We start from the raw sequence: 16,044 nt of genomic DNA on the forward strand, positions 1-16,044 counted from the left end.
CGTCTACAAGGCGGCCTGAGCCACGCCGGACCGGTCGGCCCCGGCCGGCGCGCTGGCAAAGCGCACCACCGCCCGCACGCCCGGGCTGGCGGCGCCGGGGTGGGCGTCTTCCAGGTGCACCTGCGCATCGTGCTGGCGGGCGATCTCCAGCACGATGGGCAGGCCCAGTCCGGAGCCGTCGACGTTGGTTTCCAGCGAACGGTAGAAAGGCTGGAACACCAGCTCGCGCTCGGCCGGCGGAATGCCCGGGCCGCTGTCTTCCACCTGCAGCAGCACCACGCCGCCGATCGGATCGGCCAGCACGCGCGCCGTCACCACGGCGGGCTGCGCGGCACTGGACGGCGTGTAGCTGATGGCGTTGTCCAGCAGGTTGCGGATCAGCTCCTTCAGCAGGGTCGGGTTGCCGGTCACCATGGCCCCCGGCGTGCCCGGCAGCGCGCCGTCGTAGCCCAGGTCGATGCGCTTGTCCAGGGCGCGCGGCACCAGGTCCTGCACCGCTTCCTGCGTGATCTGGGCCAGGTCGCAGGGATGCCGCGGCAAGGTCTTGCCGCTGCTTTCCGCACGCGCCAGCGCCAGCAACTGGTTGACCGTGTGGGTGGCCCGCACGCTGGAGCGGCCGATCTGCTTGAGCGACTGCTTCAGCTCGTCGGCATTCGCGCCTTCGCGCTGCGCCAGGTCGGCCTGCATGCGCAGGCCGGCCAGCGGCGTCTTGAGCTGGTGGGCGGCGTCGGCGAGGAAGCGCTTCTGGGTGGCGATGGAGTCCTTCAGCCGCGTGAGCAGGTCGTTCACCGAGGACACCAGCGGCGCCACCTCCAGCGGCACTGCCCGCTCGTCCAGCGGCGAGAGGTCGTCCGGCTTGCGGGCGCGGATGCGCTCCTCGAGCTGTGACAGCGGCTTGATGCCGCGAACCAGCGCCAGCCAGACCAGCAGCACCGCCAGCGGCAGGATGATGAACTGCGGCAGCATCACGCCCTTGATGATCTCGGTGGCGAGCACCGAGCGCTTCTCGCGCGTCTCGGCTACCTGCACCAGGGCCGGCGGCGTGCCGGGCAGGTCCACCGGGACCCAGGTCCAGGCCACGCGCACGTCCTGGCCGTGGATCTCGGCGTCGCGCAGCCGCACCTCCCCGGACAGGGTGGCGTCGTCCGGCGGCGGCGGGAAGTCGCGCTCGCCCCCGAGCAGCTCGCCGCGCGGGCCCAGCACCTGGTAGTAGACGAGGTCCGAGTCGTCGGCGCGCAGCAGCTCGCGCGCCGGCTGCGGCAGGTACAGCACGGTGCGCTGGTTCTGCACCGCGACCAGCTGCGCCAGCGCCTGCACGTTGTATTCGAGCGCCCGGTCGAAGGGGCGGCCGGCGATCTCCTGGGCCACCAGCCAGGTCAGCGCCAGGCTGACCGGCCACAGCAGCAGCAGCGGCGTCAGCATCCAGTCCAGGATCTCGCCGAACAGCGATCGCTGCTCGCGCTGGAACAGCTTCATGTCCGGTGGCGGATGGCCGGCTTCGCTGCGCGTCGCTCAGGCCTGGACGCGGTGGGATCGTTCCTCATCCGGTGATCTTCTCCAGGCAGTAGCCCAGCCCGCGCACGGTGGCGATGCGGATCGGGCCCTTCTCGATCTTCTTGCGCAGGCGGTGGATGTACACCTCGATCGCGTTGGTGCTGACCTCCTCGCCCCACTCGCACAGGCGCTCGACCAGCTGGTCCTTGCTGACGAGCCGGCCCACGCGCTGCAGCAGGATCTCCAGCAGGCCCAGCTCGCGCGCCGACAGCTCCACCAGCTTGCCGTCGATGGTGGCCACCCGGCCCGCCTGGTCGTACACGAGCGGTCCATGTCGGATGGTGCTGCTGGTGCCGCCCATGCCGCGGCGCGTCAGCGCGCGCACGCGCGCCTCCAGCTCCTGCAGGGAGAACGGCTTGGCCATGTAGTCGTCGGCGCCCAGGTCCAGCCCGCGCACGCGCTCGTCGACGCCGTCGGCGGCGGTGAGGATCAGCACGGGCATCGACGAGCCGCGCGCGCGCAGCCGGCGCAGCACCTCCAGGCCGTGCAGGCGCGGCAGGCCGAGGTCCAGGATCAGCAGGTCGAATTCGTTGTTGGTCAGCAGTGCGGCATCGGCCTCGCTGCCGTTGCCGACATGGTCCACCGCCGCACCGGAGGCACGCAGTGAGCGCAGCAAGCCGTCGGCCAACACCTGGTCGTCTTCGGCGATGAGGATGCGCATGGGCGCGGTGTCTCCTGGGTTGCCGAAAATTCTAGGTGGCGCCCCCGTTGTGGCCCTACAGGGTGGACCCGCCCTCAGCGCGCCGCCGGGCCCGCGTACGCCTCCAGGCCGAGGGCCACGACGGTGGCGACCTCCGCGCCGACTTCGGCGCGGAACTCCTGCTCGGCCTGCTGCACGGCTTCGCGGAAGGCTTGCAGCCAGCCCAGGCCGGCCTCGGTGAAGCGTACGCGGCGCGCCCGGGCGTCCAGCGGATCGGGTTCGCGCACCACCAGGCCCCAGGCCTCGCACTGGTTCACCAGGTCGCCCATGGCCTGCTTGCTCATGCCGGCGCGCTCGGCCAGTTCGGTCAGGCGCGAGCCTTCCAGCGCGAGGTGGCGGGTGATGTGGATGTGGGCGGCGCCCACCTGCGCCCGCGCTGCCAGGTTGGACAGCGCCAGCGGCACGTCGACGTTGTGCGCGATCAGGTGCAGCACCCGTTCGTCGAAGCGCCGGCTGGCATGGCCCAGCAGGCGGCCGAGGTGGGTCTCGCGCCAGGCGTCATCCAGCTTGGGGAGCATGGCCAGATGGTAAGGCAAACTGACCAAAAATCGCGTTTACTTCCTTCAACCTCTCGCGTTAGAGTACTGGCCATGCATCCAGCCTGTGAATCGCAACAGCGGGTGCCGGTTCCCACAACCCATTGATCCACAAGGAGATTTCCATGGATGCACAAGTCAAGGGCAGCAAGGTCGCGGCCGCCGACAACGAGAAGGCCAAGGCGCTGCAGGCGGCGCTGGCCCAGATCGAGAAGCAGTTCGGCAAGGGCACGATCATGCGGCTGGGCGAAGGCGAGCAGATCGAGGACATCCAGGTCGTCTCCACCGGCTCGCTCGGCCTGGACATCGCGCTGGGGGTCGGGGGCCTGCCGCGCGGCCGGGTGATCGAGATCTACGGGCCGGAATCGTCCGGCAAGACCACGCTGACCCTCCAGGTCATCGCCGAGATGCAGGCCCAGGGTGGCACCTGCGCCTTCGTCGACGCCGAGCATGCGCTGGACGTGCAGTACGCGCAGAAGCTGGGCGTCAACCTGCCCGACCTGCTGATCAGCCAGCCCGACACGGGCGAGCAGGCGCTGGAGATCGTCGACAGCCTGGTGCGCTCCGGCGCGGTCGACCTGATCGTGGTCGACTCGGTCGCCGCGCTGGTGCCCAAGGCCGAGATCGAGGGCGAGGTGGGCGACTCCCTGCCCGGCCTGCAGGCCCGGCTGATGAGCCAGGCGCTGCGCAAGCTGACCGCCACCATCAAGAAGACCAACTGCATGGTCATCTTCATCAACCAGATCCGCATGAAGATCGGCGTGATGTTTGGCTCGCCCGAAACCACCACCGGCGGCAACGCGCTGAAGTTCTACGCCTCGGTGCGCCTGGACATCCGCCGCACCGGCACCATCAAGAAGGGCGACGAGGCGATCGGCAACGAGACCAAGGTCAAGGTGGTCAAGAACAAGGTGTCGCCCCCCTTCAAGACGGCCGAGTTCGACATCCTGTTCGGCGAGGGCATCAGCCGCGAGGGCGAGATCATCGACATGGGCGTCACCGCCCGGATCCTGGAGAAGTCCGGTGCCTGGTACGCCTACAAGGGCGAGAAGATCGGCCAGGGCCGCGACAACGCACGCGAGTTCCTGCGCGAGAACCCGGAACTGGCGCGGGAGATCGAGAACAGGATCCGCGAGTCGCTCAACATCGCCCTGCTGCCTGCCAGCCTCGACGACGAAGAGGCCAAGTAAAGGGCCGCGAGCGGCGCCTCGCCCGCATGCCGGTTTCGACGCTGTCACTCAAGGGAAGGGCCTTGCGCCTGCTCGGCGGCAGGGAGCATTCCCGCGCCGAGCTGGAGCGCAAGCTGCAACCGCACGAGCAGGAGCCGGGCCAGTTGCAGCGCGTGCTGGACGAGCTGCAGGCCAAGGGCTTCATCAGCGAGCAGCGGGTGGTCGAGTCGGTGCTGCACCGGCGGGCCGGCAAGCTCGGCGCCGGGCGCATCCGCCAGGAACTCCAGCAAAAAGGCATAGGCGACGAGCTGGTCGCCCAGGCCGTGCAGCAGCTGCGCACCATCGAACTGGACCGGGCTCGCCAGGTCTGGCAACGCCGCTTCGGGGCGCCGCCGCAGGACGCGGCCGAGCGCGCCCGCCAGTCCCGGTTCCTCGCTGCCCGCGGCTTTGGCGGCGACGTGATCCGGCGCGTGCTGGGCGGCCGCGACGACGAATAGCACGATCGTCCGGAAACGTTGACCGGCATCAAGGTGGGTCGGACGCGCCGTCCTAGCCTCCCGCGCCAGGCCCAACAGGAGACACCCCGATGGCGGCTTCGGCGCCCACCCGCACGGCAGTCCGGCTCGAGTTCCAGCGCACCCCGCCGGCCTGGCGCTACATGCTGGGCGCCTTCAGGCCTTCGCCGGGCCTGTCGCAAGGGGGCGACTTCCCTGCCATCTCGGCGCGCTGGAGCGGGTGGCGGGCCGACAGCGGCGCGGTGCGGGATTTCCTGCGCCTGTGTGGCTGGCCGCCCGAGGCGCAGCGGCAACTGCCTGCGCTGCTGCCGCACGCCATCGCCTTCCGCCTCCAGATGGTCGTCCTGACCCACCCGACCTTCCCGGTGCCGATCTGGCGCGTGCTGCAGGTGCGCAATGCCCTGCTGCAGCTCGGCCCCATCGGACTCGACGAGGCCCTAGATTTCGAGTGCTCGGTCCACGCGCACCGCCTGCTGGACAAGGGCCTGGAGGTCGACCTGCACACGCGCATCACGGCCGGCGGCCGGCTGGCCTGCGAGAGCCTGAATACCTTCTACGTGCGCGGGCGCTTCGGTGCCGGCGGCGCGGCCGCGGCGGCGGCTGCATCGCCGCGGGTCGCGGGCGAGCCGGTTGCCAGCGGGCACTTGCCGGGCGGCGGCGGCCGGCGGTTCGGCGAACTGACCGGCGACTACAACGGGATCCACCTCTGGGATCCCTACGCGCGGGCCTTCGGCTTCCGTCGCGCCTTCTTCCATCCGCTGCGCGCGCTCGGCCAGGGGCTGGCGCGAATGCCTGCGGGCCTGCCGCCGGCCCCCTATCGCCTAGATGCCTGGTTCAAGGGCCCGGTCTACCAGGACTCGGATGTCCAGCTCCGAACGCAGTCGGACGAGGACGGCACGGTCCTGGCGCTGCACCTGGCGCAGGAGGACCGCCCGGCCATCGTGGCTCGCTGGCGCGCTGTGTCGGAAGACAGCCGCCTCGCGGCCGGCTGAAGGGCTAGAGGCCCAGCATCAGCTGGAGGTTCTGCACCGCGGCGCCGCTGGCGCCCTTGCCCAGGTTGTCGAGCCGCGCGACCAGCACCGCATGCTGGTGGTCCATGTTGCTGTACACGCGCAACTCCATCCGGTTGGTGTCGTTCAGCGCCATGGGCTCGAGCTTGCCGTCCTCGGTGGGCGCCTGCACGCTGACCCATTCGCTGCCTTCGTAGTGGCGACGAAGCACCTGCTCCAGGTCCTGCGCACTGGGCTTGCCAGGCAGCAGGTCCAGGTGCAGCGGCAACTGCACCAGCATGCCCTGGCGGAAGTTGCCGACGGAGGGGATGAAGATCGGCCGGCGCGTGAGGCCGGTGTACTTCATGATCTCCGGCAGGTGCTTGTGCCTCAGCCCCAGGGCATACAGCTCGTAAGGCGGCGCCTTGCCGCTCTCGTAGGCCTCGATCATGGTGCGCCCGCCGCCGGAGTAGCCGCTGACCGAAGGCAGCGCCACCGGGTGGTCGGGCGGCAGCACGCCGGCGTCGATGAGAGGGCGCAGCAGCGCGATGGCGCCGGTCGCATAGCAGCCCGGATTGCTGACCCGATCGGCCTTGCGGATCGCCTCGCGCTGGCCGGGCGCCAGTTCGGCAAAGCCGAACACCCAGCCCTCGGCCACGCGGTGTGCGGTGGAGGCGTCGATGATGCGCGGAGCGCGGCCCTGCTGGCGCCGGATGTCGTCGACCATGGCGGCCGACTCGCGCGCGGCGTCGTCGTGCAGGCAGAAGATCACCAGGTCCACGCCGGCCATCAGCTCGCGCTTGGCCGCGGGATCCTTGCGCCGCTCGGGCGCGATGCTCACCAGTTCCACCTGCGACATCGTCGTGAGCCGCTCGCGGATCTGCAGGCCGGTGGTGCCGGCCTCGCCGTCGATGAAGACCTTGGGCATGGTTCTCGTCCTGCTGTGCGCCCCCTTTCGCCGCAGGGGTGGCGTCAGGTTTGTGCGATGCACCATGATACAGTTCGCGGCTGCACTTCGCAGGGCCGGCGCCACTGCCGCGCCGGGGGCACCTGCACTGTCGACACCTCCCGGAAGAGACCCCATGAAGATTCACGAGTACCAAGGCAAGGAGATCTTGCGCAGCTTCGGCGTGCCCGTGCCGCGCGGCATCCCTGCATTCACGGTCCAGGAAGCGGTGGAAGCCGCGCAGAAGCTCGGCGGCCCGGTGTGGGTGGTCAAGGCCCAGATCCACGCCGGCGGGCGCGGCAAGGGTGGCGGGGTCAAGGTCGCCAAGTCCATCGACGATGTCAAGCGGCTGGCCGGCGAGATCCTGGGCATGCAGCTCAAGACCCACCAGACCGGCCCCGAAGGGCAGAAGGTGCGGCGCCTGTACATCGAGGACGGGGCCGACATCCAGAAGGAGTATTACGTCTCGGTGGTCACCGACCGCGCGACCCAGAACGTGGCCTTCATCGCGTCCAGCGAAGGCGGCATGGACATCGAGGAGGTGGCCCATTCCACGCCCGAGAAGATCAAGAAGGTGTTCGTCGACCCGCTTGCCGGCCTGACGGATGCGCAGGCCAAGGAGATCGCCGACGGCATTGGCATCCCGGCCGGCTCGACCGCCCAGGCGGTGGACGTGTTCCAGAAGCTGTATCGCTGCTACATGGAGACCGATGCCTCGCTGGTGGAGATCAACCCCCTCAACCGCGACAGCAAGGGCAACATCGTCGCCCTCGACGCCAAGTTCAACTTCGACAGCAACGCCCTGTTCCGCCATCCGGAGATCGTGTCGCTGCGCGACCTGGACGAAGAGGATCCGGCCGAGATCGAGGCGTCCAAGTACGACCTCGCGTACATCAGCCTGGACGGCAACATCGGCTGCCTGGTCAACGGCGCCGGCCTGGCCATGGCGACCATGGACACCATCAAGCTGTTCGGCGCGGAGCCGGCCAACTTCCTCGACGTGGGCGGCGGCGCCACCCCCGAGAAGGTGACCGAGGCCTTCAAGATCATGCTGAAGAACCCCAAGGTCAAGGCGATCCTGGTGAACATCTTCGGCGGCATCATGCGCTGCGACACCATCGCCACCGGCGTGATCACCGCCTGCAAGGCCGTGAACCTGAACGTGCCGCTGGTGGTGCGCATGAAGGGCACCAACGAGGAACTGGGCAAGAAGATGCTGGCCGAGTCGGGCCTGCCCATCATCAGCGCCGACACCATGGCCGAAGCGGCCCAGAAGGTCGTCGCTGCCGTCAAGGCCTGAACCCGCAAGCCAAGGACTTTGGGGACAGATCTTTAGCTCTGTCCCCAACTGATTAGGACTAGACATGTCGATCTACATCAACAAGGACACGCGGGTCATCACCCAGGGCATCACCGGCAAGACCGGCCAGTTCCACACCGAGAAGTGCCAGGAATACGCCAACGGCAAGGCCTGCTTCGTCGCCGGCGTCAACCCGAAGAAGGCCGGCGAGAAGATCTTCGACATCCCGATCTACGCCTCGGTCAAGGACGCCAAGGCGCAGACCGGCGCCACCGTCTCGGTGATCTACGTGCCGCCGGCGGGCGCCGCCGATGCGATCTGGGAAGCGGTGGAGGCCGACCTCGACCTGGTCATCTGCATCACCGAGGGCATCCCGGTGCGCGACATGCTGATGGTGCGCAACAGGATGAAGGCCAAGGAGGCCTCCGGCGGCAAGAAGACGCTGCTGCTGGGCCCCAACTGCCCCGGCCTGATCACGCCTGACGAGATCAAGATCGGCATCATGCCCGGCCACATCCACAAGAAGGGCCGCATCGGCGTGGTGTCCCGCTCGGGCACCCTGACCTATGAGGCCGTCGCCCAGCTCACCGAGATCGGCCTGGGGCAGTCCAGCGCCGTGGGCATCGGCGGCGACCCGATCAACGGCCTGAAGCACATCGACGTGATGAAGGCCTTCAACGACGACCCCGACACCGACGCCGTGATCATGATCGGCGAGATCGGCGGCCCCGACGAGGCCGAGGCCGCCCGCTGGTGCAAGGACCACATGAAGAAGCCGGTGGTCGGTTTCATCGCCGGCGTGACCGCGCCCCCCGGCAAGCGCATGGGCCATGCCGGCGCGCTGATCTCCGGCGGCGCCGACACGGCCGATGCCAAGCTGGCGATCATGGAGGAGTGCGGCTTCAAGGTGACGCGCAACCCCTCGGAGATGGGCAAGCTGCTCAAGTCGCTGCTCTGACCGGCCGCTGCCTCGCGACACGGAAAGCCGACGCCCCCGCGCGTCGGTTTTTTTTCGTTCGCGAGCGCACGGACGGCGTGGCGCAGTTTTGCAACAAAACGTACGCCGTCCGCGGCAAACTTCCTTGTTAGTGCCGGGGTGCTCTGTTAACGTCGAATCGGAAGTCCAGCACCCCTATTGGAAGGGGCGGGTGAGGGCGCTGTCCTTGAGGCAGTGGATCGGCCTTTGAGGGCGAGGGGCAGAAGTGGTTACATCGGCATCGGCTAAGCGCCGTCCGTTCTGGCGGGCGGACTGGTTCATCGGGGCGGCCATCGTGGCCGCCGTCTTCATCCTCTGGAAATCCACCGGCCTGTTCGAGGCGCTCGAGCGCCGCTTCTACGACATCGCCAGCACCCAGGGCTCGAGCCAGCCCTCGGACCGCATCGCGGTCATCGCCATCGACGACCAGAGCATCGCCAACATCGGGCGCTGGCCCTGGCCGCGCGACGTGCACGCCGAGCTGATCGACAAGCTCGCCGGCGCCAAGGCCAAGACCATTGCCTACAGCACCTTCTTCTTCGAGCCGCAGACCGATCGCGGGCTGGTGTTCATCCGCAGGATCCGGGAAGCCCTAGGGGGCGCCGCCGAAGGCAACGAGGCGCTGGAGCGCCTGATGGCGGAGGCCGAACTGACGCTGGACACCGACGGCAAGCTCGCGGCCAGCATGGCCCGCGCCGGCAACGTGCTGGTGCCCTCGGTCTTCGTGCTGGGCGAGCCGCTCGGCAAGCCGGACCGCGACCTGCCGCCGGCGGTGGCGAAGAACGCCGTCGACGAGCGCGACGGGTTCGCCCTGCCGGTGATCCGCGGCCAGTATCCGCTGGAGGGCATTGCGGCAGCCGCTGCCGGGGTCGGCCACCTGAGCGTGACCAACGACAGCGACGGTGCGGTGCGCGCCGATCCCCTGCTGCTCAACTACTATGGGCGTGGAGTTCCGTCGATGGCGCTGCTGGCGGCCGCCCGGAGCCTGAACCTGGGTCCCGACGACATCCAGGTGCTGCCCGGCGAGGGCGTCCAGCTCGGACGGCTGAAGATCCGCACCGATGAAGCGGCCCGCATCCTGCCGCAGTTCTATCCGGACCAGGGCGGCAAGCCGGCCTTCCAGGTCGACTCCTTCTACGACGTGCTGAGCGGGAAGATCCCGGCCACCAAATACGCCGACAAGATCGTGCTGGTCGGCGCCACGGCGCAGGGCGTGGGCACCAGTTTCCCGGTGCCCGGGCACCCGGCGCTCAGCCCCGCGGAGCTGATGGCGCACGTCACCTCCAACATCCTGGGCGAGCACGCCATCTCCGAGCCGTCGTGGGGCGGCTGGGCCGCCTTCGGCGCTTTCCTCCTGGTCGCCGCCTACCTGGTCGCGGCACTGCCGCGCCTGTCCGCGGGTGCCGGCGCGGTCGCCACGGGCGTGCTGCTGGTGGCCCTGCTGGCGTCCGAGTACTTCCTGCTGTCCGCTGCCGCCACCTGGCTGCGATTCGTGCTGCCAGCGGCGCTGCTGGTGATCGGCCATGCCGCGCTCACCACCAAGCGGTTCCTGGTCACCGAGGCCGGCAAGGTCAAGTCGGACGAAGAGTCGGCCGAGACCAACCGCATGATGGGCCTGGCGCTGCAGGGCCAGGGCCAGCTGGACATGGCCTTCGACCGCTTCCGTCGCGTGCCGCTGAGCGACCCGCTGATGGACAACCTGTACAACCTGGCGCTGGACTTCGAGCGCAAGCGCCAGTTCAACAAGGCCGAAGCGGTGTACGAGTACATGGCCACCTGGAACAGGGACTACAAGGATCTCCAGGCCAAGCTGAATCGGGCGAAGAACCTGTCGGAGACCGTCATGCTCGGCGGCGGCGGGGCGCACCCCGGCGGCACCCTGCTGCTGGACGGCGGTGCGGTCGAAAAACCCATGCTGGGCCGCTACCAGGTCGAGAAGGAGCTGGGCAAGGGCGCCATGGGCGTGGTCTACATGGGCAAGGACCCGAAGATCGGCCGCGTGGTCGCGATCAAGACCATGGCGCTGTCGCAGGAGTTCGAGGGCGAGGAGCTGGCCGATGCGCGCGACCGCTTCTTCCGCGAAGCCGAGACGGCGGGGCGCCTGCAGCACCAGAACATCGTCACCATCTTCGATGCCGGCGAGGAGCACGACCTGGCCTACATCGCCATGGAATTCCTGCGCGGCAAGGACCTGTCGGACTTCTGCCGCGACGGACAGCTGCTGCCGGTGCCGCGCGTGCTGTCCATCGTAGCCCGGGTGGCGGAGGCGCTGGCCTACGCCCACCGCCAGAACGTGGTGCACCGGGACATCAAGCCGGCCAACATCATGTACGAGTTCGACTCGGACACGGTCAAGGTCACCGACTTCGGCATCGCCCGCATCACCGACTCCAGCAAGACCAAGACCGGGCTGGTGCTGGGCACGCCCAGCTTCATGTCGCCCGAGCAGATCGCCGGCAAGAAGGTGGACGGCCGCTCCGACCTGTATTCGCTGGGCGTGATGCTGTTCCAGATGCTCACCGGCGTGCTCCCCTTCCGCGGCGACTCGATGGCGGAGCTGATGTACAAGATCGCCAACGAGGAGGCGCCGGACATCCGCATCGTGCGGCGCGACATACCCGATCGCCTGGCAGCAGTCGTTGCGCTGGCGCTGGCCAAGAAGCCCGAGGCACGCTACCAGGACGGCGACCAGTTCGCCGCCGACCTGAGGGCGCTGATGGCGCCGGGCACGCCGGGCGCACCCGCCCGCGCGCCGGCCGATCCCGACGGCACCATCGCCCTGTCGCTGTCGCTGTCGCTGTCGTCCGCGGCGCAGGCGCAGGCCGCCGCGGAAAAGACCGTCGTGATGGCGGCATCGGCCCCGGCTGCGTTCGAGCGCGCCAGCCCGGGCCTGCCGTCGGCGCCCGGCTATGATGCGTCCCCGCCAGCGGGCGGCGCCGCCGGATTCGAGAAGACGGCGGTATTCAGCAAGCCCGACGCTCCCGGGGCCGATCCGAAAGAATGAGCCGGCCAGCCATGAACTACGAATTCAGCACCCGCACCGACCCTGGCCTCGCGCGCGAGAACAACGAGGACTCCGTCACCTACGACGAGCCCACGCGGCTGGCCATCCTGGCGGACGGCATGGGCGGCTACAACGCCGGCGAGATCGCCAGCGGCATGGCCACCACCTTCATCAAGTCGGAGCTCGGGCGGTGGCTCACGCAGGCCGGGCGGCACGCCAATTCGAAGGAGGTGCGCCGGGCGATGGAGATCTGCGTCGACAACGCCAACCGGTCGATCTTCAACGCCGCCAACTCCAATCCGCAGTATTCCGGCATGGGCACCACGCTGGTGGTCGGCGTGTTCCAGGACGGCCGGCTGCTGCTCGGCCACATCGGCGACTCGCGCTGCTACCGCCAGCGCGGGGCCGAACTGGTGCAGATCACCAAGGACCACTCGCTGCTGCAGGAGCAGATCGACGCCGGCCTGATCACCCCCGAGCAGGCGGCGGTGTCCACCAACAAGAACCTGGTCACCCGCGCGCTGGGCGTGGAGGACGCCGTGCTGCTGGAGGTCAACGAGCACCGCGTGGAGGCCGGCGACATCTACCTCATGTGCTCCGACGGCCTGTCCGACATGGTGGACGACGAGGGCATCGCCCGCATCCTGACGTCCGATGCGCCGCTGGACGAAAAGGCGCTGCAGCTGGTGGACGCCGCCAATGCCAACGGGGGGCGCGACAATATCTCGGTGCTCCTCGCGCAATCGGACAGCGGAACGAAAAAGAAGGGGCTCATCTCCCGATTGCTGGGAAAGTAGACAATCGGTCTTCGGTATCGACAATGCGAGAAGAGATCACGAACAGGAGTGGGACATGCCGAAAATGATCGTTTCGATCGACGGTGTCGTCATCAAGGAAGTACAGCTGACGAAGGACCGCACGACGCTGGGCCGGCGTCCGTACAACGACATCGTGATCGACAACCTGGCCGTCAGCGGCGAGCACGCGGTGCTGCAGCTGACCGGCAACGAGGTCTACCTCGAGGACCTGAACAGCACCAACGGCACCTACATCAACGGCAAGGCCGTGAAGAAGCAGCTGTTGCAGAACAACGACACGGTCGAGATCGGCAAATACAAGATCAAGTACATCAACGAGGTGCCGGGCGCCACCTTCGAGAAGACCATGATCATGAAGGCCGGCATGGTGCCGCCGCCGGTCGCCAAGCCGGCCGGCGCTGCGACGGCCCCGTCGGCAGCGGCCGCTCCCGCTGACGCCGCTGGCGAAGTCAAGGGCGCGATCAAGGTCATGTCGGGCGCGGCCGCCGGCCGCGAGGTGCCGCTGGTGAAGGTGGTCACCACCATCGGCAAGCCGGGCGTGGCGGTTGCCGCCATCACCAAGCGCCCGCATGGCTTCGTCGTTGCGCACGTCGAGGGCGGCAACAAGCCGATGCTCAATGGCACCGCCGTCGGCCAGGAGCCGGTCACGCTCAAGAACGGCGACATGCTGGAGCTGGCGGGCACCCAGATGCAGTTCGTGCAGGGCTGAGCCCGGCCCGGCCCGAGGAACACCAGCGAGATGCCGGGGTGGATCCGCCTGCTGGGCAGGCACTGGGCCCGCATCGGCCTGACGCTGGTTCCCCTGCTGATCGCGCTGCTGCATGCCACCGGCGCGATGCCGCTGGTCGGGCTGCACCGGCTGGACCAGATCCTGTACGACGCGCGCCTGCGCGCCACCATGCCGGGCACGCTGGACGAGCGCATCGTCATCGTCGACATCGACGAGAAGAGCCTGGGCGAGGTCGGCCGCTGGCCCTGGAGCCGCAACCGGCTGGCGCAGCTCACCGACGAACTGTTCCAGCGCCAGCAGGTGGCCGTTCTCGGCTTCGACGTCGTGTTCGCCGAGCCGGACGAAAGCTCAGGCCTCAAGCGCCTGCGCCAGCTGGCCCAGGGCGAGCTGAAGGACCAGCCGGGCTTTGCCAGCCGCATCGAGCAGCTCGGCCCGATGCTGGACTACGACGCGGTCTTCGCCCGCTCGCTGGCCGACCGGCCCGTGGTACTGGGCTACTACTTCAGCAGCGACCGCGGTGGCGGCCGCTCGGGCGTGCTGCCGGCGCCCGTGATGCAGCCGCAGGACCTGCTGGGCCGCCCGATCCGTTTCTTCCAGTGGAACGGCTACGGAGCCAGCATCGAGCAGCTCGCCAAGGCCGCTCCCATGGCCGGCTTCTTCAACCCGGTCGTCGACTTCGACGGCGTGGTCCGCTCGGTCCCCCTGCTGGCGGAGTTCGAGGACCGCTACTACGAATCGCTGACCCTTGCCATGTTCCGCCTCCTGATGGGAATGCCCTCGGTGGAGCCGGGCTTCCCCCCAGGCGGCGGCCGCAGCTACCAGGCGCTGGACAGCGTCGTGCTGCGCCTGGGGCAGAAGACCATGAGCCTGCCGGTCGACGAGCGGGTGGCTGCGCTGGTCCCCTTCCGCGGGCCGGGCGGCCCGAACGGCGGGTCGTTCAAGTACATCTCGGCGGCCGACCTGCTGTCGCAACGCATCGCACCCGGTGCGCTCAAGGGCAAGATCGTGCTGGTCGGCACCACGGCGCCCGGCTTGCAGGACCTGCGGTCCACGCCGGTCGGGGAGACCTACCCGGGCGTGGAGACGCACGCCAACCTGATCTCCGGCCTGCTCGATGGGCGGCTGCCGGTCAAGCCCGACTACGCCATGGGCTACGAAGTGGTGGTGCTGTTCGTGGTCGGCCTGCTGCTCGCGCTCGCACTGCCGCTGCTGTCCGCGCCCAAGGCGGTGGCCACCAGCTTCGCCGTGCTGGCGGCGGTGGTCGGACTGAACTTCGGGCTGTACCTGGGAGCCGGGCTGGTACTGCCCCTGGCTTCCTCGCTGGCCATGGTGCTGACCGCCTTCGCGCTGAACATGAGCTACGGCTACTTCGTCGAGAGCCGCTCCAAGCGCGAGCTGGCCAACCTGTTCGGCACCTACGTGCCGCCCGAGCTGGTGGACGAGATGGTCAAGGACCCGGACAGCTACAGCATGCAGGCGTCCAACAAGGAGCTGACGGTGATGTTCTGCGACATGCGCGGCTTCACCAAGATGTCCGAGAAGATGGAGCCGGTGCAGCTGCAGGAGCTGCTCAACGCGGTGTTCAACCGGCTGACCGACATCATCCGGGGCAACCGCGGCACCATCGACAAGTACATGGGTGACTGCGTCATGGCGTTCTGGGGCGCCCCGGTGGAAACGGGCGAGCACGCGCACCTGGCGGTCAAGAGCGCGCTGGAGATGGCCAACGCCGTGCGCCGCATCAACGAGGAGCACCGCGCCAAGGGCCTGCCGGAGATCGGCGTGGGCATCGGCCTGAACACCGGGATGATGTGCGTCGGCGACATGGGCTCGCAGGTGCGGCGCAGCTACACGGTGATCGGCGACGCGGTCAACCTGGGCTCTCGGCTCGAAGGCCTGTCCAAGGTTTACGGGGTCGACATCGTGGTCAGCGAATCCACCCGCAAGCGGGCGACCCGCTTCGCCTGGCAGGAACTGGACCGGGTGCGCGTCAAGGGCAAGGAGCAGGCGGTGGCCATCTTCTGGCCGCTGGCGCCGGCCGACCGGCTGGAGGCGCCGCAGACCGAGGAACTCAAGGCCTGGGGCACCTTCCTCAAGGCCTACCGGGCCCAGGACTGGGACCAGTGCGACACCCTGCTGCTCAACCTGCACCGGATGAACCCGAGGAAATACCTTTACGATTTGTATTCCGAACGTGTAGCCTCGATGAGGCTGCTGCCCTTCGATCCCGAATGGGATGGCGCCACCAACTTCGAAACCAAGTGAGGACCGCCATGGCCCGCGCCGCCCGCCCTTCCCTGCCGCCCGCCAGGCGCGCCTGCGCCTGCCGCGCATCGCGCCCGGGGGCCTGACATGAGGGTGCGCGTGCTGGGCTGCTCGGGCGCGATCGCCCGGGGCTGCCGGACCACCTCGTTCCTGGTCGACGGCGACGTGCTGGTCGATGCCGGCACCGGCGTCGGCGACCTGACCCTGCAGGAGATGGCGGGCATCGGCCACGTGCTGCTGACGCACTCGCACCTGGACCACGTCGCGGCGCTGCCCCTGATGGTCGACTCGATCGCCTCGCAGCTCATGCGACCCGTGTGCATCCATGCGCTGCCCGGCACGCTTGTGGCGCTGCGGCAGCACGTCTTCAACAACGTGATCTGGCCGGACTTCAGCCGCATCCCGACGCCGGAAAAGCCCTTCATCACCTTCCACGAGATCCAGGTCGGGCAGGTGCTGGAACTGGGCGGCAAGCGCATCGAGGTGATGCCGGCGGTGCACACGGTGCCGGCTTGCGGCTACGCGATTTCCGGCGGCGGCGG

The 16,044-nt window shown here is 68.7% G+C and carries 14 protein-coding genes; 10 read left to right on the top strand and 4 right to left on the bottom strand.

Annotation, left to right across the window (positions count from 1 at the left end; genetic code table 11):
• Positions 1-3 precede the first annotated feature (3 nt).
• The 3 genes from VEC03_RS08755 to VEC03_RS08765 form a co-directional block, all read right to left on the bottom strand.
• Positions 4-1,476, bottom strand: a complete 1,473-nt coding sequence (locus VEC03_RS08755) for a sensor histidine kinase (RefSeq protein WP_324914428.1) — start codon at positions 1,474-1,476, stop codon at positions 4-6.
• Positions 1,477-1,540: 64 nt separating this feature from the next.
• The gene (locus VEC03_RS08760) at positions 1,541-2,215 is read right to left on the bottom strand and encodes a response regulator transcription factor (protein WP_324914429.1); all 675 of its coding nucleotides are present in this window, start codon (positions 2,213-2,215) and stop codon (positions 1,541-1,543) included.
• A 74-nt stretch (positions 2,216-2,289) separates the two neighbouring features.
• Positions 2,290-2,772, bottom strand: a complete 483-nt coding sequence (locus tag VEC03_RS08765) for a MarR family winged helix-turn-helix transcriptional regulator (RefSeq protein WP_324914430.1) — start codon at positions 2,770-2,772, stop codon at positions 2,290-2,292.
• 143 nt (positions 2,773-2,915) lie between these two features.
• On the opposite strand from VEC03_RS08765, the gene recA reads away from it, so the two are divergent.
• From recA to VEC03_RS08780, 3 genes are all read left to right on the top strand, one after another.
• Positions 2,916-3,980, top strand: a complete 1,065-nt coding sequence (gene recA / locus VEC03_RS08770; RefSeq protein ID WP_324914432.1) for a recombinase RecA — start codon at positions 2,916-2,918, stop codon at positions 3,978-3,980.
• Positions 3,981-4,006: 26 nt separating this feature from the next.
• Entirely contained in the window at positions 4,007-4,456 is a 450-nt protein-coding gene (gene recX, locus VEC03_RS08775; protein WP_324914433.1) for a recombination regulator RecX, read from the top strand.
• Between the two features lie 89 nt (positions 4,457-4,545).
• The gene (locus VEC03_RS08780; protein ID WP_324914435.1) at positions 4,546-5,466 is read left to right on the top strand and encodes a MaoC family dehydratase; all 921 of its coding nucleotides are present in this window, start codon (positions 4,546-4,548) and stop codon (positions 5,464-5,466) included.
• Positions 5,467-5,470: 4 nt separating this feature from the next.
• On the opposite strand, the gene argC is transcribed toward VEC03_RS08780, so the two are convergent.
• On the bottom strand, positions 5,471-6,391 hold the full coding sequence (gene argC / locus VEC03_RS08785) for an N-acetyl-gamma-glutamyl-phosphate reductase (protein ID WP_324914436.1): 921 nt from the start codon (positions 6,389-6,391) through the stop codon (positions 5,471-5,473).
• 154 nt (positions 6,392-6,545) lie between these two features.
• Between argC and sucC the strand changes: the two genes are divergently transcribed.
• From sucC to VEC03_RS08820, 7 genes are all read left to right on the top strand, one after another.
• Positions 6,546-7,709, top strand: coding sequence for an ADP-forming succinate--CoA ligase subunit beta (gene sucC, locus VEC03_RS08790; RefSeq protein ID WP_324914438.1), 1,164 nt, complete (start codon positions 6,546-6,548; stop codon positions 7,707-7,709).
• Between the two features lie 64 nt (positions 7,710-7,773).
• Positions 7,774-8,667 carry a succinate--CoA ligase subunit alpha gene (sucD, locus tag VEC03_RS08795; RefSeq protein ID WP_324914439.1) on the top strand — a complete coding sequence of 298 codons (894 nt, stop codon included), beginning with the start codon at positions 7,774-7,776 and terminating at the stop codon, positions 8,665-8,667.
• A 313-nt stretch (positions 8,668-8,980) separates the two neighbouring features.
• Positions 8,981-11,689, top strand: coding sequence for a serine/threonine-protein kinase (locus VEC03_RS08800; protein WP_324914440.1), 2,709 nt, complete (start codon positions 8,981-8,983; stop codon positions 11,687-11,689).
• Between the two features lie 11 nt (positions 11,690-11,700).
• The gene (locus tag VEC03_RS08805) at positions 11,701-12,486 is read left to right on the top strand and encodes a Stp1/IreP family PP2C-type Ser/Thr phosphatase (RefSeq protein WP_324914442.1); all 786 of its coding nucleotides are present in this window, start codon (positions 11,701-11,703) and stop codon (positions 12,484-12,486) included.
• A gap of 55 nt (positions 12,487-12,541) precedes the next feature.
• A complete protein-coding gene (locus tag VEC03_RS08810; protein ID WP_324914443.1) occupies positions 12,542-13,216 on the top strand; it encodes an FHA domain-containing protein in 675 nt (224 codons plus the stop codon).
• 30 nt (positions 13,217-13,246) lie between these two features.
• The gene (locus VEC03_RS08815; RefSeq protein WP_324914444.1) at positions 13,247-15,502 is read left to right on the top strand and encodes an adenylate/guanylate cyclase domain-containing protein; all 2,256 of its coding nucleotides are present in this window, start codon (positions 13,247-13,249) and stop codon (positions 15,500-15,502) included.
• An 87-nt stretch (positions 15,503-15,589) separates the two neighbouring features.
• Positions 15,590-16,044, top strand: a 455-nt coding sequence (locus VEC03_RS08820) for a 3',5'-cyclic-nucleotide phosphodiesterase (RefSeq protein ID WP_324914445.1), incomplete at its 3' end; no start/stop codon positions are given.

Origin of the sequence: Ramlibacter sp. (assembly GCF_035627355.1) — a bacterium.
Classification (GTDB): Bacteria; Pseudomonadota; Gammaproteobacteria; order Burkholderiales; family Burkholderiaceae_C; genus Ramlibacter.